Source organism: Myxococcales bacterium (genome assembly GCA_016706225.1).
Classification (GTDB): Bacteria; Myxococcota_A; Polyangia; order Polyangiales; family Polyangiaceae; genus JADJKB01.
Map to the genome: position 1 here is coordinate 530090 of JADJKB010000003.1, position 15664 is coordinate 545753.

The following is a 15664-nucleotide window of genomic DNA, read 5'->3' on the forward strand; positions in this document are numbered from 1 at the left end:
ATGGCGCTCCTCGCAGGCCGATACGAGGTCGTCCGCCCCATCGCACAGGGTGGGATGGCGACCGTGTACCTCGCGAAGATCCTGGGAGAAGGCGGGTTCGAGCGGCTGGTCGCGGTGAAGGTGATGCACCCGCACATCGCCAACGAGAGTGAGTTCGTGTCGATGTTCCTCGACGAGGCGCGGCTCGCGGCGCGCATTCGCCACCCGAACGTCGTGCCGACCCTGGCGGTGGAACGCAACGCCGACGGCCTGTTCCTCGTGATGGAGTACATCGAGGGGCACCCGCTGCACGCGATCTTGCGCGCCGCCCTGACCGCAAAGCGCTACCTCTCGATCCCCGTCGCGCTGCGCATCGTCGTCGACTTGCTCGAAGGACTGCACGCCGCGCACGAGCTCGAGGACGAGTCCGGGCACCACCTCGATCTCGTACATCGCGACGTCTCTCCTCAGAACGTCCTGGTGGGAAGCGACGGAGTCTCGCGCATCACCGATTTCGGGGTTGCCCACGCGCGCGCTCGCCTCGCCACCACGCAGGGCTCCGGTCTCAAAGGCAAGGTCGCGTATCTCTCGCCGGAGCAGCTCTTGACGGTGGCAAAGGTGGACCGGCGCTCGGACGTGTTCGCGGCTGGCATCGTGCTCTGGGAGTCGCTGACCGGGCGGCGGCTCTTCCGCGGCGAGACCGAGGGCCAGACCATTGCTCAGATCATGGGTGGCGCAAAACGCGCGCCACACCAGGTGCGCCCCGACATCCCCGAGCTCATCTCGCAAGCGTGCATGAAGGCGCTGGCTTCCGAACCGGAGAACCGCTTTCAGACCGCGGTCGAGCTCGCCGACGCGCTGGAGGCCGCGGCTAACGAGGTCGGGATCACGCTGGCCAAACCGCGAGAGGTCGCAGCGGAGATCACCGCGCTCGAGGTCCCGGATCAGAAGATCGACGCCACCAAGGTCCGCCTCGGACCCGGCAGCGCCGAGTCGAGTTCGGGGATCTCGCCGCCCGCCGCAGCGGGTACGGGACTCTCACAAGGCAGCACAACCGCCGCGGGCAGCGCGCTCTCGACAGTCCCCGGGGAACCGCCTCGGAATAGAGGTCGCTGGCTGGCCGTGGGCGTGGTCGGAGCCCTGCTCATCGGCGGGGGTTCGCTTGCCATCGCCATGCGCTCCGCGGTTTCCGCGACGTCGCCGACCTCGCGCCCGGAGACGGCCGCGACGGGGAGCCTGGCGGCGCGCGAGGAGCCCCCGAAGGAGCAACCCAAGCCGGAGGTCACCGCTCTGCCGAGCGCCGAGCCCGAGGAACAACCCGCACCGAGCGCGAGCGCTGCACCGAGCGCGAACGCAGCATCGGCCCCCACCCCGGCACCGGTCCCCAAGACGGGACCGAAGCCCGTGGCAAAACCAGCGGGTGCCGTTCGCTCCGGACCGGGCTATCGTCCCGAAGGACTGTGATGCGCGCGCTGACAGCAATCGTTCTCGCACTCGTGATGCTGTTGTGCCCGAACGTCAGCGTCGCTGAAACCGGAAGCGGAGACCCCAAGGTCGCGCTCGAGAAGTTCAAGCAAGCGCAGAAGGCCTTCGACTCGAAAGATTACGAGAGGTCCCTCGAGTTCGCGCGCGCGGCGCTCGAGGCGACCGGCAGCCCCAACGCGAGGCTCTACGTCGCGCGGGCACTGCGGGAGCTCGGCAAGCTCCCGGAGGCCTTCGTCGAAATGGAACGCACCCTGCGCGACGCCAGCGAGTCCGCCAAGACTGACACGAAATATCAAGCCACACGGGACTCGGCTGCAGCCGAGCTGGCACTGCTCGATCAGCGCGTGGCGAAGGTCGTGGTGGCGCTGGCGGAGCCTCCGCCCGGCGTGAAGGTCGAGCTGAACGGGCGGGTGCTGAGCGCACCCGAAGTGGGCCAACCCCTGCCGGTCGATGCCGGTGAGGTCGTCGTACGAGCAATGGCCGAGGGCGCTGCTCCGATCGAGAAGCGCGTCAAGATCGCCGCCGGCGCCACGCAGACCGTGACGCTGGTGTTCCGCGAGGAAGGGCAGGCCGCACCAGCGCCGACCGAGACCACGGACACCAAGCCGCTCGCACCCAAGAAAGAGGGCGGCAGCCTGCGGACCGCCGGCTACGTGTTGGCGGGAGTCGGCGTGGCGGGCTTGGCGGTGTTTGCCATCACGGGATCGATGGCCAACTCGAAGTTCAGCGAGCTCGAAGACGAGTGCGGAAGCAAACGCTGCACGGACCCAAAGTACGGCGACACGGTGGACAGCGGTAAGCGCCTCGAGACCATCGCCAACATCGGGCTCGTCGCCGGGGGCGTCGGGCTACTGGCCGGGGGCGCGCTGATCGTCTTCGGTGGCTCAAAGGAGCAGCCATCGAGCGCACGAGTCCAGGGGACTCCGGGCGGGGGCTTGTCGCTGTCTTACGCGCGGCGGTTCTGACGCCTGGCGACACGCCACTTCACGGCTTAAGGCTTGGGCCATGAGCGGCACGTGGAAACGCCGGGCCGTCACAATTCCGGCCGTGAGCTTCGCCTTTGTGCTCGTGACGTCGAGCCTGCCGCTGCTCCTGCTGCTCGCCGTTCTGATCGATGCCGTGCGCTCGCTCACACGTCGCCTGCCCTGGGTCGGGACACGGCTCGTGCTGTTCGGCTGGTTCTATCTAGCGGGGCAGGTGCTCGGCCTGGCCGCACTCTTCGCGGTCTGGCTCTCATCACTGGTCGGCGGCGCGGAGCGCCGGCAGCGGCTCATTCGTCGGACCTTCGCCGTGCAGGTCCGCTGGGCCGGTGCGCTCTTCCGCGCGGTACGGACCCTGTTCGGGCTGCAAGTCGCGGTCGAAGGCGAGGACTCGCTGCGCGGTGGACCGTATGTCGTCTTCATTCGCCACGCGAGTGTGATCGACACGCTTCTGCCCACGGTGCTGGTGACTGCCCGTCACGGTATCCGACTGCGTTTCGTGCTGAAACGGGAGTTGCTGTTGGATCCGTGCTTGGACGTGGCCGGCCTGCGTCTGCCCAACTACTTCGTCGATCGCACCGGGGATGACCCCACAGACATCGCCGGCGTGCGGCAGCTTGGTGAACACCTCGGTGAAGCGGAGGGAGTGCTGATCTATCCCGAGGGCACCCGCTTCACGCTCGACAAGCACCGACGTGCTCTGGAAAAGCTCGCTACCGAAGCACCAGACCTTTTCGAGTACGCCAAGGGCCTGACCCACGTTCTGCCTCCGCGTGTGGGCGGGGCGCTGGCGTTGCTCGAAGCAGCGAGCGAGGCCGACGTCGTGTTCTTCGCTCACGTCGGGCTCGACGGATTTGCAAGCGTCGGGGACATCTTCCGTCACGCGCTCGGCGCCCGGCGCATCGACGTGCGCATCTGGCGCATCCCGCGGGCGGAGATCCCGCGCGAGCGGGCAGAGCGAATTTCCTTCCTGTATCGGGAATGGCACAAGGTCGACGCCTGGGTCGCCAGCCACATGCGGCAGCACATTGGTGGCGGTGAGGGTGGGTCTGGGCCGGACTCGAATTCGCCCGAGTGAGCGCGCGCGCGTGCCTCGCAAGAACCGGCGCGCGAAAGCGGTCTCGCCCGCGCCGCACGCGGGCTGATGGTCAGCTCGCGCCGTGCTAGCTTCGCCGCATGCGTGGCGTAAGAACGGCGCTACTCGTGATTTTCGCCGCGGGCTTCGTGGCGTGCACCGATCACGAGCTCGATGACACGGGAAGCGGCGGCAGCACCGCCAGCGGCGGCACTGCGAGCGGCGGCGCCGGGGGCGGCGGCGCGAGCGGTGGTAGCGGCGGCGGCGCGAGCGGCAGCGGTGGGACGAGCGATGCCGGCCCCGACAGCGGCCTCCAGCTCACCTGCGACGACCTCGCAGTGACCACGCTCGCGGGAGCCGAAGCCGGCTTCGCAGAGGGCTCCGCCGGCCCCAACGGCATCGCGCGACTGAACGGCGTGCGCGGCATCGCTGCCTTCGGCACCGTGCTGGCGTTGGTGGCAGACATGAACAACCACCGCATTCGCAACCTGCTGTTCGACGCGGGAGACTGCGAGGTCTTCGCCGGCAGCGGCACTGCAGGCCTGTTCGACGCAGAGGGGGAGCAAGCGGAGCTTCGCGCACCCGAGGGGGTCGCGGTCGACGCCGTGGGCACGTTGTACATCTCGGACACGCAGAACCACGCAATTCGGCGCGTGCAGAGCGCGATGGTTTCGACTCTGGCGGGTGACGGCAAACCCGGCTTCGCCGACGGTCCAGCGCCGCGATTCCGCGAGCCGGCGGGACTCGCCGTCGATGCGCAGGGCAACGTGTTCGTAGCCGATCGCGGGAACCACGCAGTGCGCAAGCTCACGGCGGGCGCAGGCGCCGTCACGCTGGCGGGCAACGGTGTCGCCGGCTTCCAGGACGGGCCCGGTACCAGCGCGCGCTTCAGCGCTCCGTTTGGTGTCGCCATCGACGCCGCGGGTGTGCTCTGGGTCAGCGATACCGGCAACGACCGGATCCGAAAGGTCGACCCGACTGGCAACGTCACCACCTTCGTCGGGGGTGATGGCAGCCTCGACGCTCCGATGGGGATCGCCGTCGACGCGTACGGTACCGTCTACGTGGCCGATGCCGGGCACGGGCGGGTCGTGCGTGTGTCGCCGAGCGGCGTCCTCGAGACCCTCGCCGGCGCCGCGGGTACCGGCTTCTTCGATGGCCCAACGAACAGCGCGAAGTTCTCGGAGCTGACGGGGCTCGCGTTGTCTTCAGCCTATGCGGGCGGCGGACTCCTGGTCGGGGATGCCCACCGCGTACGACTCGTGTATTGCCCATGAGAGCGCCGAGTGCACCCGGGCTCTGGTTGGTGGTCGCGAGCGCCTGCGCCACGGCCTCGCCGCCGCCGACCAAGCGAGTCGTGATCGTCACGGCGCCCGGCGCGCCAGTGGAAGATCCCTCGCCGCCGTCACAGAGCACAGCGTGTATTCCGGCCCCGCGTAGGCCCACTGCGCGGAGCACACCGCGAAGCCTACCCCCGAACCCCGATGACCCTCGCCTGGGGCGCTTCGACATTCGGGACGCAATCCAAGGCCTGCGAGGTTCGTGGCCGCTGATCGCGCGCATCGAGACCTCCGAGGGTGATCTCTCCTGCACACTCTGGGACGAGGTCGCTCCGCTGACCGTCGCCAACTTCGTGGGCTTGGCCCGAGGACTTCGCCCATTTCGGGATCCCGCGACCGGCCTGTGGCTCACCCGACCCGCTTATGAAGGGACGACATTTCACCGCGTGATCCGTGGTTTCATGCTGCAGGGCGGAGATCCGAGCGGAAACGGCACCGGGGACCCCGGTTACAACCTGCCGGACGAGCTCGACGAGCGCATTCAGAGCGACCACCGCGGCGTGCTCTACATGGCCAATCGCGGGCCGGACACCAACGGCATGCAGTTCTTCATCCTGGACGCGCCAGCCCCGCACATCGCCGGGCGCTACTCGGCGTTCGGTGAGTGCGAACCCGACGAGGTGATCGAGAGCATTGCGAGCGTGCCGACAGGCGCCGGCGACCGACCGCGGACGCCCGTGGAGATCCGCCGTGTGCAGATCGCCTTCAAGGAGCCGTGTCGCAGCCCCTGAAGAGTCAGCGACGTGGCAAGTCGTCGATTGCGGTGGCCGGGTTCAAGTACTTCTCCAGCTTGTTGGCCAGGTAGTCCTTGGCCTTGCCGCGCCAGAGCATGCCCGGGTCCTTGCCGTCGAAGCGCACCCTTTTTTCCTCGACCGTGACCGTCCCCTCGATGGAAACGACCAGGTACTTGCCGGTGATGGTCGCCTGATTGTCGTTGGTCCAGGTCGCGCTGATGCCGTGTTTGTTGGACAGGTACTCACCCAGGGCGCGGATGCGGGCGCGCGCGTCTTCGATGGTGAAACTGTGGGCGTGGTCGACTCCAAAACTCATGCCGAGCAGCCTACCCCGAGCACCGCGCCGACGGAAAGTCAGTCGACGGAGACCCACTCCGAGCTTTGCTGCCACAACTTTCGGGCGAGCTCGGCATCGGACGCGAGCTTGCTGGGCCGCTTCTCCCGGCAACTGTCGTAGTACCGCCCGCTCACCTCGCCGAGCGCGGGATCGGTTGCGCAGTAGAGCGTCGTCTCCGCCCCCTCTTCGTTGCTCTTCATGAACAGTCGCGCAACGCGGCCCAGACCCAGGGGCACGCTGCGCCAGATGTCCGAGGCGATGGTACCCGGGTGGAGCGAGTAGGTCGTGACACCCGTGCCGTCGAGGCGGCGAGCAAGCTCCGCCGTGAAGAGCACATTGCAAAGCTTGGACACGGCATACTCCGGCAATCCAGAGAACGTCCGAGTGGGCCCGCGGAGCAAGCCGAAGTCCAGCTCTTTAGCCTGGTAGTGGGAGCCGCTCGCGACGTTGACGATGCGCGAGGGCGCGGATGCCCGAAGGCGATCGAGCAGCAGCTGCGTGAACAGGAAGTGTCCGAGGTGGTTCACCCCAAACGTGCGCTCGAAGCCGTTTTGGGTCTCCCCGGGCACTCGCGCCAAACCAGCGTTGTTGATCAGTACGTGGATGGCCGGCTCACTCTCGAGGATTTGTTCCGCCGCACGCCGCACCGAGCCGAGGTCGTCCAGGGCAAGCTCGACGAATACGAGCTCTTCGTTGCCCGTCGCCGCTCGGATCTCGTCGATTACGGGCTGAGTCTTGTCTTGCGAACGGCAGGCGAACACGACGCGGCCGCCGCGCCGCGCCAGCTCTTCGGCGGTGGCCCGGCCAATGCCGGTGTTGGCGCCGGTGATCACGAAGGTCTTTCCGGAGAGATTTCCGTCGGGCATGGCGCCCCCTGATAAGTCTGCCCGGCAGCGCTGCCAACCCCTGCCCCTTGCACTGCCTGCTTGGCGACTTACCCTGGACCGGTCTGCCTCGGGAGTGATCATGCAGAAGAAAGCCGGAGACCTCGCGACCAGCCTGCGTTTTTTCCTGAACCCTAAGGCCGGTTTCCTGGCCAAAGCGTTCATGCTCTTGACCGTCGTGTACGTGATCATGCCGGTCGACTTCGTGCCCGACGTGATCGTGATCGTCGGGTGGATCGACGATCTGATCGCGCTCCTGGCCGCCGGAACAGGCTTGCTCCTCGCTTTCCGCCGCTTTCAGCGCGAGCAAGGCGCCGCGCTCCAGACGCCTCAGGAGAGTTACATCACCCCGGGTGTGGTCGAGACCCAGGGCACCGAGGTGCGCTGAGACAGCAACGGAGCAGCGAATGGGGTGCGCTGAACGGCGCACCGCCTTTCAGAAGAACTGGTCGAATGCCGCGTCGAACGCCGCCTTGTCATCTCCGGGCTGGGTGTGTGCATAGAGGAATTGCAGCAGCACCTGGTCGAGCATGCTGAGCTCGCTGGCGTCCCCGCCGTCCGAGCCGTTCGCGTAGAAGATGCTGTCGGAGAAGATGTCCGAGTCCGTGGCGAGACCGAGGGACTGTGTGACCTCTTCGAAGGTGAAATGGCGCAGGTCGGCGCCCGACAGTTTGTCCGTCGCCAAGAGCACGACGGTCTTGGTCAGCGCGTGGTTCTTGTCCCAGAACATGTAGAAATAACCCCAGTTGCCCGGGACGACGGGGAAACCCTCCTGGGCACCGATTGCGCCGAACTCCGCGAGCGGCACGAAGTGAACCTGAATGTCCGCGCTCGCATCGGCGTCGCCGACGACCGTCACCGCGTGTGAGCCGAGCCTCGTGTTGAGCTTGGGAACGAGCTCGTCCAGGTCAGCACGATCCGCCATCGACCCGATCATGACCGAGAGCGTCGGCGCGCCGTCCCAGCGAGCGACGACCTTGTCCCCGCCGCCGAACTCGGTTCCGAGCGCAACCTGCTCGGCCCACTCCTTGACCAGTGCGGCGTCGGGGGCCCCGGCTGCGCCAGCCCAACCGCCGCCCCCCGCAGCGCCGCCCGCGCCGCCCGCGCCAGGGCCGGAGTCCGAGCCGCTACAGCCGAGGACAGTCAGGCTGAGGGCCAACCCCCAGGCGAACGAGTGACGCATCAGCGGATCATGGCTCGACCTTCGTGGGGTCGTCCACTCCGCTCGGCGGTCGCCTTCGGGCCTGGTACTTTTGCCAGAGCCCCGCGCCGACCAAGACCGGGGTTGCGACCACACAAACGGGGCAGGTTGCGCCGAGGAGAACTGCTCCCGCGACGCCGATGACACCGACCCCCGCGCCCGTGAGCAGGAGCTCGTCGCCTCGCGCCGATGCCTTCGACTTCGCCATGGTTCCTTCCTGACGGTTGGAGCATTCAGGGTGAAAAATGGATTCGAAGATGATGAAGATGGCGAACTCTCCGCTGCCCCAGGAAACCGCAGTTAGTTTGACATGCAATTAATTGCGACTAAGCTGTCAGGCTGAAGTGTCTTATCGCCACCTATTCTTGGGCCTGATCCTGCTCTTTGCCGCCATGACTCCGACCGGCTGCAGTCCGGAGCCGCAGTACGTCTCCTGTCGCATCGACTCGGAGTGCCACGAGCAGGGCGGAAAATTCAGATACTGCCTCATGCGCAAGTGTGTGGAGTGCGTCGGAGACTCTGGCTGCGGTCGGGGCAAGTCCTGCCACGAGGGCGCCTGCCGCGCAGACTGAGGCCGGCCGTAGTTCTCACTCCGCTGACTCTCCGGCCGAGCGGCGCCTATCGAGCGATCGGTTTCGCTGGCTCGTTGCCCTCGTGCTCGTACTCGACGACTTGTCCTCCCGACCCGGACTCTGACCCCGCCCCCCGTACCCGCCCTCGTCACTCGAGCACGTCGAGCACACCCTGCAGCGGCACGGCGACCCAGCCCGGGCGGTTGTCGAGCTCGTAGCTGACCTCGTACAGGGCCTTTTCGAGCACGAATACCCGGAGCAGCGCCAGTCGCTCCCCCTCGTCCTCGGGAACGATGCGGGCGGCAGCCACACCCTCGGCGTAGGCCTCGAGCAGCGCGTGCGAGGCGGTGTTGACCCAGAGCCGCGCCCACGGCTCGAGTCGCAGCGTGTCTTCGTGACGAGGGCCACTGAGCGGAACCTCTCCGCGCAAGACCCCGTAGACCGCGTACGAAAGCGACCTCAGCATGCCGGCGACATCGACCAATGGCGACCTCCGGCGGCGACGATCGGCCGGCGACCGTCCGGGCTCTCCCTCGAAGTCGATGATGGCAAAGTCGTTGCCGGTGTGGAGAATCTGACCGAGGTGCAGGTCACCATGCACTCGGATCAAGCGCCCGCCGAAATTCGTCTCGGTGAGTGAACGTGAAAGCTCCTCGATGGCGCGGCGCCGGCCAAGCACCGCTTGGGCGAGCTCTCGGGCAGAATCCGGCAAGTCGGGTTGTTTCTTCTTCAGCGACTCGAGACAACCTGCGCCCAAGGTCCTCAGCGCCTGGTAGGCCGAGCGGCGCGCCAACCCAGTAAATGGCGCCACGCCGAGTTCCGCGCCGGGCGCTTCCGCCAACGCGACGTGCAGCGCCGCGACACGCTGCCCGAGGCGCCGCGCGACCTCGACATAACCGCCGACGACGTCTGCCTGCGGATCCGTTGCGCTGCGCTCGCCACGCCGCCCGCGACGGCCTGGCCTCGAGGCAGGAGGTTCCGTGCCCTTCTGAGAGAGCACGCGATCGAAATAGCGGTGAACCTCGTCGACGGACAGCTGCCATGCGGTGCCATGGTTTGGGATGAACGTCGTGAACGTAGCGAGCGTCGAGGCGAGCCCTCCGTCGCGCAGCAGGTCCACGGTGCCGAGCAACTCCGGGATCCCCAGCCCCGCTGCCCGCGGGGCCAAGGCAGCCAACAGCTCGACCTCGACGCTGGGGGCCTCCTCGACCCGCCGCGAGACCTTGCACGTGACGCTGTCCCCCAGCACGAAGGTCGTATTGGTCTGATCGAGTGCGAGCGGACGAACCGCGAGCTCCGCCGGCAGTTTGCGCCCGAGTGCTGGCGCACGCGTACCAACCAGGGTTCCCCACGGGCTCTTCACGCGTTTTTTGGTCGAGCAGACCTCGAACAACCAGCTCGGCACCAGCGATTCCCCGCTGACGTCCACCACAACCTGAGCGCGCTGGCGCGACTGCCGGCGAACGCGCGCGATGGGGTCGGGGTGACCCTCGGGACGCAGCCCCAGCGCGGTGACATAGGTTTCCGGTTCGCCGCTCGAGAATCCCACTTCGACAAACGTCAACCGGGTGTCGCTGCCATTCGGGAGCTCGAACGAGTGAGCAATCCGGAGTTTGTCGAGCTCCCGTGACTTGCTGCGGAACCAGCGCTGACGCGCCAAGAAACGCCGGAGGCTCCGCTCCAACGGCGGAGTCAGTCGCTTGGCGTCCAGGATCTCGGTCCAGCTGGACCACACCCGAAGATCCGGCGCGATGTCTTCGGATTGAAGTTTGGCCGACTCGAGGCGGTTCTCCAGCGCGAACCAGAAGAACTCGTGCGGGCCGATGGACATGGGATACGGCGTGCTCCTGAGCGCCGGAAAACGATTGCGCCCGAAGAGCTCGACCGGCTCGAGGCCGGCAAGATCCGGCATGTCGAGCTCCGCGTACTGCGCAAAGCGGGACATGTTGGCCACGACCAGGATCGTCTCGTCGCCGAACTGCCGCGTGAAGGCCAGCACCGAACGATTGCCCGACGCAACGACTCGAAAAGTTCCGCGTCCGAACGCGGCGTGCTGCTTGCGCAGGGCGATGAGCCGCTTCGTCCACCAGAGCAACGAGCTGGGATTGCGCTGCTGGTTCTCGACATTGACCGACTCGTAGTGGTTCTCGGGGTCGATGATCGGCGGCAGGAACAAACGCTGCGGGTTAGCTCTGGAGAAACCAGCGTTCCGGTCGGGGCTCCACTGCATCGGCGTCCGTACACCGTTGCGATCACCGAGGTAGATGTTGTCACCCATCCCGATCTCGTCGCCGTAGTACAGAACCGGCGTGCCCGGCAGGGAGAACAAGAGCGCGTTCAGGAGCTCGATGCGCCGGCGATTGTTGCCGAGCAACGGCGCGAGACGACGCCGAATCCCGACGTTGACCCGCATCTCCGGTTCCTCCGCGTACGCCCGAAGCATCAGATCGCGCTCGTCGTCGGTGACCATCTCCAGCGTCAGCTCGTCGTGATTGCGCAGAAAGATGGCCCACTGCGCGGCCTCGGGGATTGGCGGTGTCTGCGCGAGTGTGTCGATGATGGGGAACGCTTCCTCGGTCCTGAGCGCCAAGAACAGGCGCGGCATGATCGGGAAGTGAAACGCCATGTGGCACTCGTCGTCGTCGCCGAAGTAGGCGACTGCGTCTTCTGGCCACTGGTTGGCCTCGGCCAGCAGCATTCGTCCCGGGTATTGGCGGTCCACGTGACGACGCAGCTCCCGCAAGTAGGCATGCGTCTCGGGGAGATTTTCGCAGCTCGAGCCCTCACGCTCGAACAGATAGGGCACCGCGTCGAGGCGCAGCCCGTCGACCCCGAGCTCCAGCCAGAAGTCGACGTTGTCGAACATCGCCTGACGGACCTCCGGGTTCTCGAAGTTCAGATCCGGCTGATGGAAGAAGAAGCGATGCCAGTAGTACGCCTTGGCTACTGGATCCCACGTCCAGTTGCTCGCCTCGTAGTCGGTGAAGATGATGCGAGCGTCCGCGTAGCGCTCTGGTGTGTCGCTCCAGACGTAGTAGTCGCGCTCTTTGCTGCCTGGCGGCGCGCGCCGCGCGCGTTGAAACCAGGCATGCTGATCAGACGTGTGGTTGAGAACGAGCTCGGTGACGATGCGCAGGCCGCGCTCGTGCGCCGCCCGGATCAGCGCGCGGAAGTCGCCGAGGTTCCCGACCGCCGGGTGCACGTCGCGGTAGTCCGCGATGTCGTAACCGTCGTCTCGCAACGGCGACGGGTAGAACGGCAAGAGCCAGAGAGTCGTGACGCCCAGATCGACCAGGTAGTCGAGCTTCTGAATGAGTCCGCGGATGTCGCCGACCCCATCGCCGTTGCTGTCGAAGAAAGTCCGGATCCTCAGCTCGTAGAAGACCGCATCTTTGTACCAAGAAGGGTCGGATTCTCGATTTCCCACTGTTTTCGTCGCCATCGGCTCTGGTCAGTTCTGCGGGTTCCAGCGCGCTTCAGATCACGGTCTTCTCGCCGCCGACGATGTAGTTGAGCTCGTAGAGATCGGGGCGTCGATCGTTCCAGTTGGTCGTGCTGCCCGTGTACCGGTGGCGCCGCACCGACTCCAGGTCCACGTCGCACATCACGATCGTCTCGACGTTGGGTTGGCACTCGTTGGCGACGCCGTCGCGAGCAAAGGCGATGTCGCACGGGGTCAGTACCGCCGACTGCGCGTAGTGGATGTCCGCGTTCTCCACGTTGGGCAGGTTTCCCGTCACCCCCGCGATGACCACGTAGAGATGGTTCTCGATGGCGCGAGCCTGCGCGCACAGCCGCACCCGCAGGTAGCCGTGCCGCTCGTCCGTGTTGAAGGGCACGAACAGGATCTGCGCGCCCTGCTTGGCCGCAATGCGCGCCAGCTCTGGAAACTCGACGTCGTAGCAGACGTTCATCGCAATGCGGCCACGGTCGGTCTCGAAGACCTCGACCTGAGTCCCGCCCTCGACGCCCCACCATTTCTTCTCGCTGGGCGTGATGTGGAGTTTGTACTGCTTGCCGATGGTGCCGTTGCGGCGGAAGAGGTAGCAGATGTTGTAGAGCTTGCCGCTCTCGACCGTGAACTGGCTGCCACCGATGATGTTCACGTCGTGTTTGATGGCGAGCGCGCTGAACAGCTCGAGGTAGCGCGGCGTGAACTCCGCCAGCTTGCGTGCGGCCAACCCCGGGCGCCGCGCCTTGGCCAAGCCAAGCAGCTGCAGCGTGAACAGCTCCGGGAACACGACGAAATCGCACTTGTAGTCACTGGCAACGTCCACGAAGAACGCGACCTGCTGCGCGAACTCTTCGAAGCTCGAGATGCTGCGCAGCTGATACTGAACGGCCCCGACCCGCACGTTCTGTACCGGGTGGAAATAACGACGCTCGTTCGGCTGATAGTCCAGATTCAGCCACTCCATGTGGGTCGCCCAACCGGCGGAGTCTTCGTCCGACGGGAGGTACTCGGGGATCAACCGCTGCAAGACGAAGCCGTTGGAGAGCTGTGCGGTCAGCACCGGATCGTGGAGCTCCTTGCTCTTGACGCGGTCGACGTACTGACGCGCCGTGAGCTTCTTGCTGTGCTCCTTGAAGCCGGGGATGCGGCCCCCGATCACCATACGCGCGAGGTTCATCGTCCGGCACAGCTGTTTGCGGGCATCGTACAAGCGCCGAGCAATGCGCAAACCCCGATACTTCGGGTGAACCATGATCTCGACACCGTATAGGGTGTCACCCTTCGGATCGTGGTTGCGGATGTAGCCGTTGTCCGAGAGTTTCTTCCAGTCGTGCCAGTCGCTGTAGATGTCGAAGTCGACACACAGGCTGGCTGACGACGCCACGATGACTCCGTCCACGGTCACGCACATCTGCCCTTGCGGAAAGATGGATAGCTGGCTCTCGAACTGCTCCTTCGCCCAGGGTTTCATGTTGGGGAAACAGGCGAGCTGCAGCTCCACGATGCGGGAGTAGTCCGCCTTCCGCAGCGGGCGAACGCGCAGCTTTTTCTCGAAACCCTTCAGGTCAATTTTCTTCGGCATGGTCCCTTTGTTGTCGAGGTGAGTCAGGCGGGGGTGGACTCGAAGCGGGACAGCGCCTCGCAGCCCCGACGACCACGTGGCGTCGGCAAGGCTGCCCGGACGCAGCGGCGAAATCCAGCGACCAGCAGCGTGCGGTGTCTCGTCGGGAGACGCGCTCAGCCCTGGCAGCCGAATGAACGAGAATACCCTATCATTTGCCAGACCGGATGTCACCGGTCGAACAGGCTGGGGCGGTGTTCGTTGCGCGCGCGCAGGCCTCCGCGCGGCGAACGCTCAGTGCGGCGAGCCAACTCGCGTACGGTTCGCCGTGCGGCACGAGCACTTCGATGGCGCGCTGATAGCTCTGCGCGGCCCACTCGGGCTGGGCGTTTTCGAGCCGCAGATCGCCGAGCTGGGTGAACGAATACGCGACCTCGGGGCAATCGTACCCGCAGGCTGCAATGCGCACGACCAGCGCCCGGGTCGCGAGGCCGAGCGCTTCTTGCCGGGCGCCAGCGCTGGCCGCGGCGCGGGCACGGCCCTCGTAAGCGAGGGCGCGCGACGCGGACGGCTCGCTGACGTGCGGGGTCGAGGCGCCGCAGCCGGCGATGCAGACCAAGGCAACAAGGGCGGGATCAATTCGCATGTCGCTCGGTCCAGCGTGCCACGCCCGCTGGACTGAGCTAGGGAAGAGCGACGGCAACATGCGGCTCGCTCCGATATTTCTGGCCCTGGCACTCGGCGCCGCCGCCTGCTCACCGGGCGGTGTGCGGAGGAATGCCGCCGCTGCGCGCTCCGCGCCGAGCCTCGGCGATGACGAGGAGCTCGGTCGGCTGGCGGATCAGCGAGTGCTGACCGACGTCCAGGTGTTCTCGAGCCCCGCACTGGACACCTACGTGGGCACCATTCTCCGCAGCGTCGGGAAGTTCGCCGAGCCCTCACCCTCGCGCTGGCATCTGAGGCTGCTCGACAGCTCTCACATCAGCATCCGTTCCGGTCCCGGTGGTTATGTCTATGTGACTCGCGGACTGCTGGCGTGCCTCAGCTCCGAGGCAGAGCTCGCGGCAGCATTGGCTCACGAGGTCGCTCACATTTCGCAACGGGACTGGCGGCGCCAAGCTGAATACCTCGTTGAGCACGGGGTCGAGGACGGCGACCTGGATAAACTCCGTTCCGACGAGCGCCTGAGGCTGCTGTCGCGCCTGCGCGCGGAGGAGCACGTGGCGGATACGCTCGCCCTCGACTACCTGAAACGCGCCGGATACGCCGGCGGCGGGCTGCTCGCGGTGGTGCGGTTGTTCGCGGAATTGGAGCGTCTGGCGGGCGGCAGTCGCGTACCGGCCGTGCTCCGAACTCACCCCGACACGGGCGCGCGGCTGAAGGCGATTGCTCAGCAAATCGGTTCGGGCGGAACGTGGCGTAAGCGAGAGTATCTGGCGAAGGTCAACGGGCTGCCGTTCGGCGAGAGTCCACGCACCGGGTACCTGTATGGAGACCGCTACGTCGTGCCCGATTCGGACTTCGAGCTGACACTGCCCGCAATCTGGCGCGCACGGTTGATCGGTCGCGATCTGATGGCTGCTCTGCCCGGCAAGGCGACGATTGTCATCGTGGCGCGCTCCGAGCACGGCTCACTGGAACAGACCCTGTCGGCGCTCGGCGAGCGGGAACGGTTTGCGGAGACGACGCTGGGAGCGCGGCGTGCCTTCGTGCTCAGCGAGAGCGCGGGCGCGCGGCTCGAGGCGCGGACCTACGTCTTCGACACACCGGGCGCCCCACTGGTCATGGCGATCGTCCTGCCGCAATCGACCACGGAGAACGTGCAGGTGAGAGACCTGCTCGAGGGCGCGAGCAAGATCTCCGATCCCGCCTTGCGGGAGCTCGGTCAGCTCCACGTTCGGTTGACGACGCTGAGCGAAGAGAGCTCACTGCGGGCACTCTTCGCGCGCTCTCCCCCGCATACCAACCTGGCGACCTTCGCGATGATCAACGGTGTCGGTCCGGACGAACCACTGCCGGCGGGAAGCATCGTGAAGCGCATCGACCCGTGAGCGACGGCGCG

The 15664-nt window shown here is 66.4% G+C and carries 15 protein-coding genes; 8 read left to right on the forward strand and 7 right to left on the reverse strand.

The genetic code is table 11. The annotated features are described in order from the left end of the window. The 5 genes from IPI67_04125 (at position 1) to IPI67_04145 (ending at position 5590) form a co-directional block, all read left to right on the forward strand. A complete protein-coding gene (locus IPI67_04125) occupies positions 1-1443 on the forward strand; it encodes a protein kinase (GenBank protein ID MBK7579374.1) in 1443 nt (480 codons plus the stop codon). Continuing rightward, positions 1443-2429 carry a hypothetical protein gene (locus IPI67_04130; GenBank protein MBK7579375.1) on the forward strand — a complete coding sequence of 329 codons (987 nt, stop codon included), beginning with the start codon at positions 1443-1445 and terminating at the stop codon, positions 2427-2429. The genes IPI67_04125 and IPI67_04130 overlap by 1 nt, the downstream gene beginning before the upstream one ends. A gap of 40 nt (positions 2430-2469) precedes the next feature. Next, positions 2470-3522, forward strand: coding sequence for a lysophospholipid acyltransferase family protein (locus IPI67_04135; protein MBK7579376.1), 1053 nt, complete (start codon positions 2470-2472; stop codon positions 3520-3522). Positions 3523-3620: 98 nt separating this feature from the next. Beyond that, complete coding sequence (locus IPI67_04140) at positions 3621-4796, forward strand: hypothetical protein (protein MBK7579377.1); 1176 nt, start codon at positions 3621-3623, stop codon at positions 4794-4796. After that, positions 4793-5590 carry a peptidylprolyl isomerase gene (locus IPI67_04145; protein MBK7579378.1) on the forward strand — a complete coding sequence of 266 codons (798 nt, stop codon included), beginning with the start codon at positions 4793-4795 and terminating at the stop codon, positions 5588-5590. Before IPI67_04140 ends, IPI67_04145 begins: the two co-directional genes overlap by 4 nt. 4 nt (positions 5591-5594) lie before the next feature. Here IPI67_04145 and IPI67_04150 read toward each other — a convergent pair whose 3' ends face one another. Together IPI67_04150 and IPI67_04155 are read right to left on the reverse strand one after the other, a co-directional pair. Next, complete coding sequence (locus tag IPI67_04150; GenBank protein MBK7579379.1) at positions 5595-5909, reverse strand: polyhydroxyalkanoic acid system family protein; 315 nt, start codon at positions 5907-5909, stop codon at positions 5595-5597. Between the two features lie 38 nt (positions 5910-5947). Continuing rightward, complete coding sequence (locus tag IPI67_04155; protein MBK7579380.1) at positions 5948-6796, reverse strand: SDR family oxidoreductase; 849 nt, start codon at positions 6794-6796, stop codon at positions 5948-5950. Between the two features lie 181 nt (positions 6797-6977). Between IPI67_04155 and IPI67_04160 the strand changes: the two genes are divergently transcribed. Beyond that, positions 6978-7202 carry a DUF1232 domain-containing protein gene (locus tag IPI67_04160; protein ID MBK7579381.1) on the forward strand — a complete coding sequence of 75 codons (225 nt, stop codon included), beginning with the start codon at positions 6978-6980 and terminating at the stop codon, positions 7200-7202. 48 nt (positions 7203-7250) lie between these two features. On the opposite strand, the gene IPI67_04165 is transcribed toward IPI67_04160, so the two are convergent. Together IPI67_04165 and IPI67_04170 are read right to left on the reverse strand one after the other, a co-directional pair. Continuing rightward, positions 7251-7997, reverse strand: a complete 747-nt coding sequence (locus IPI67_04165; protein ID MBK7579382.1) for a DUF2927 domain-containing protein — start codon at positions 7995-7997, stop codon at positions 7251-7253. 7 nt (positions 7998-8004) lie between these two features. Beyond that, positions 8005-8223 carry a hypothetical protein gene (locus tag IPI67_04170; protein MBK7579383.1) on the reverse strand — a complete coding sequence of 73 codons (219 nt, stop codon included), beginning with the start codon at positions 8221-8223 and terminating at the stop codon, positions 8005-8007. 136 nt (positions 8224-8359) lie between these two features. Between IPI67_04170 and IPI67_04175 the strand changes: the two genes are divergently transcribed. Next, positions 8360-8587 carry a hypothetical protein gene (locus tag IPI67_04175; protein MBK7579384.1) on the forward strand — a complete coding sequence of 76 codons (228 nt, stop codon included), beginning with the start codon at positions 8360-8362 and terminating at the stop codon, positions 8585-8587. A gap of 148 nt (positions 8588-8735) precedes the next feature. Here the strand turns inward: IPI67_04175 and treS are convergent, their stop codons facing one another. The 3 genes from treS to IPI67_04190 all read right to left on the reverse strand — a co-directional run bounded on the left by treS (position 8736) and on the right by IPI67_04190 (position 14248). Continuing rightward, positions 8736-12029, reverse strand: coding sequence for a maltose alpha-D-glucosyltransferase (gene treS, locus IPI67_04180; protein ID MBK7579385.1), 3294 nt, complete (start codon positions 12027-12029; stop codon positions 8736-8738). A 34-nt stretch (positions 12030-12063) separates the two neighbouring features. Beyond that, positions 12064-13623, reverse strand: a complete 1560-nt coding sequence (locus IPI67_04185; GenBank protein MBK7579386.1) for a GNAT family N-acetyltransferase — start codon at positions 13621-13623, stop codon at positions 12064-12066. Between the two features lie 190 nt (positions 13624-13813). Next, positions 13814-14248, reverse strand: coding sequence for a hypothetical protein (locus IPI67_04190; GenBank protein MBK7579387.1), 435 nt, complete (start codon positions 14246-14248; stop codon positions 13814-13816). Here IPI67_04190 and IPI67_04195 point away from each other — a divergent pair. Then, on the forward strand, positions 14247-15653 hold the full coding sequence (locus IPI67_04195; protein MBK7579388.1) for a M48 family metalloprotease: 1407 nt from the start codon (positions 14247-14249) through the stop codon (positions 15651-15653). The genes IPI67_04190 and IPI67_04195 overlap by 2 nt on opposite strands. Positions 15654-15664: the final 11 nt, after the last annotated feature.

Excerpts from the sequence above, each read along its gene's own strand:
- IPI67_04125 (MBK7579374.1), top strand. The coding sequence starts at position 1 with ATGGCGCTCCTCGCAGGCCGATACGAGGTCGTCCGCCCCATCGCACAG.
- IPI67_04130 (MBK7579375.1), top strand. The coding sequence starts at position 1,443 with ATGCGCGCGCTGACAGCAATCGTTCTCGCACTCGTGATGCTGTTGTGC.
- IPI67_04135 (MBK7579376.1), top strand. The coding sequence starts at position 2,470 with ATGAGCGGCACGTGGAAACGCCGGGCCGTCACAATTCCGGCCGTGAGC.
- IPI67_04140 (MBK7579377.1), top strand. The coding sequence starts at position 3,621 with ATGCGTGGCGTAAGAACGGCGCTACTCGTGATTTTCGCCGCGGGCTTC.
- IPI67_04145 (MBK7579378.1), top strand. The coding sequence starts at position 4,793 with ATGAGAGCGCCGAGTGCACCCGGGCTCTGGTTGGTGGTCGCGAGCGCC.
- IPI67_04150 (MBK7579379.1), bottom strand. The coding sequence starts at position 5,909 with ATGAGTTTTGGAGTCGACCACGCCCACAGTTTCACCATCGAAGACGCG.
- IPI67_04155 (MBK7579380.1), bottom strand. The coding sequence starts at position 6,796 with ATGCCCGACGGAAATCTCTCCGGAAAGACCTTCGTGATCACCGGCGCC.
- IPI67_04160 (MBK7579381.1), top strand. The coding sequence starts at position 6,978 with ATGCTCTTGACCGTCGTGTACGTGATCATGCCGGTCGACTTCGTGCCC.
- IPI67_04165 (MBK7579382.1), bottom strand. The coding sequence starts at position 7,997 with ATGCGTCACTCGTTCGCCTGGGGGTTGGCCCTCAGCCTGACTGTCCTC.
- IPI67_04170 (MBK7579383.1), bottom strand. The coding sequence starts at position 8,223 with ATGGCGAAGTCGAAGGCATCGGCGCGAGGCGACGAGCTCCTGCTCACG.
- treS (MBK7579385.1), bottom strand. The coding sequence starts at position 12,029 with ATGGCGACGAAAACAGTGGGAAATCGAGAATCCGACCCTTCTTGGTAC.
- IPI67_04185 (MBK7579386.1), bottom strand. The coding sequence starts at position 13,623 with ATGCCGAAGAAAATTGACCTGAAGGGTTTCGAGAAAAAGCTGCGCGTT.
- IPI67_04195 (MBK7579388.1), top strand. The coding sequence starts at position 14,247 with ATGTCGCTCGGTCCAGCGTGCCACGCCCGCTGGACTGAGCTAGGGAAG.
- IPI67_04190 (MBK7579387.1), bottom strand. The coding sequence starts at position 14,248 with ATGCGAATTGATCCCGCCCTTGTTGCCTTGGTCTGCATCGCCGGCTGC.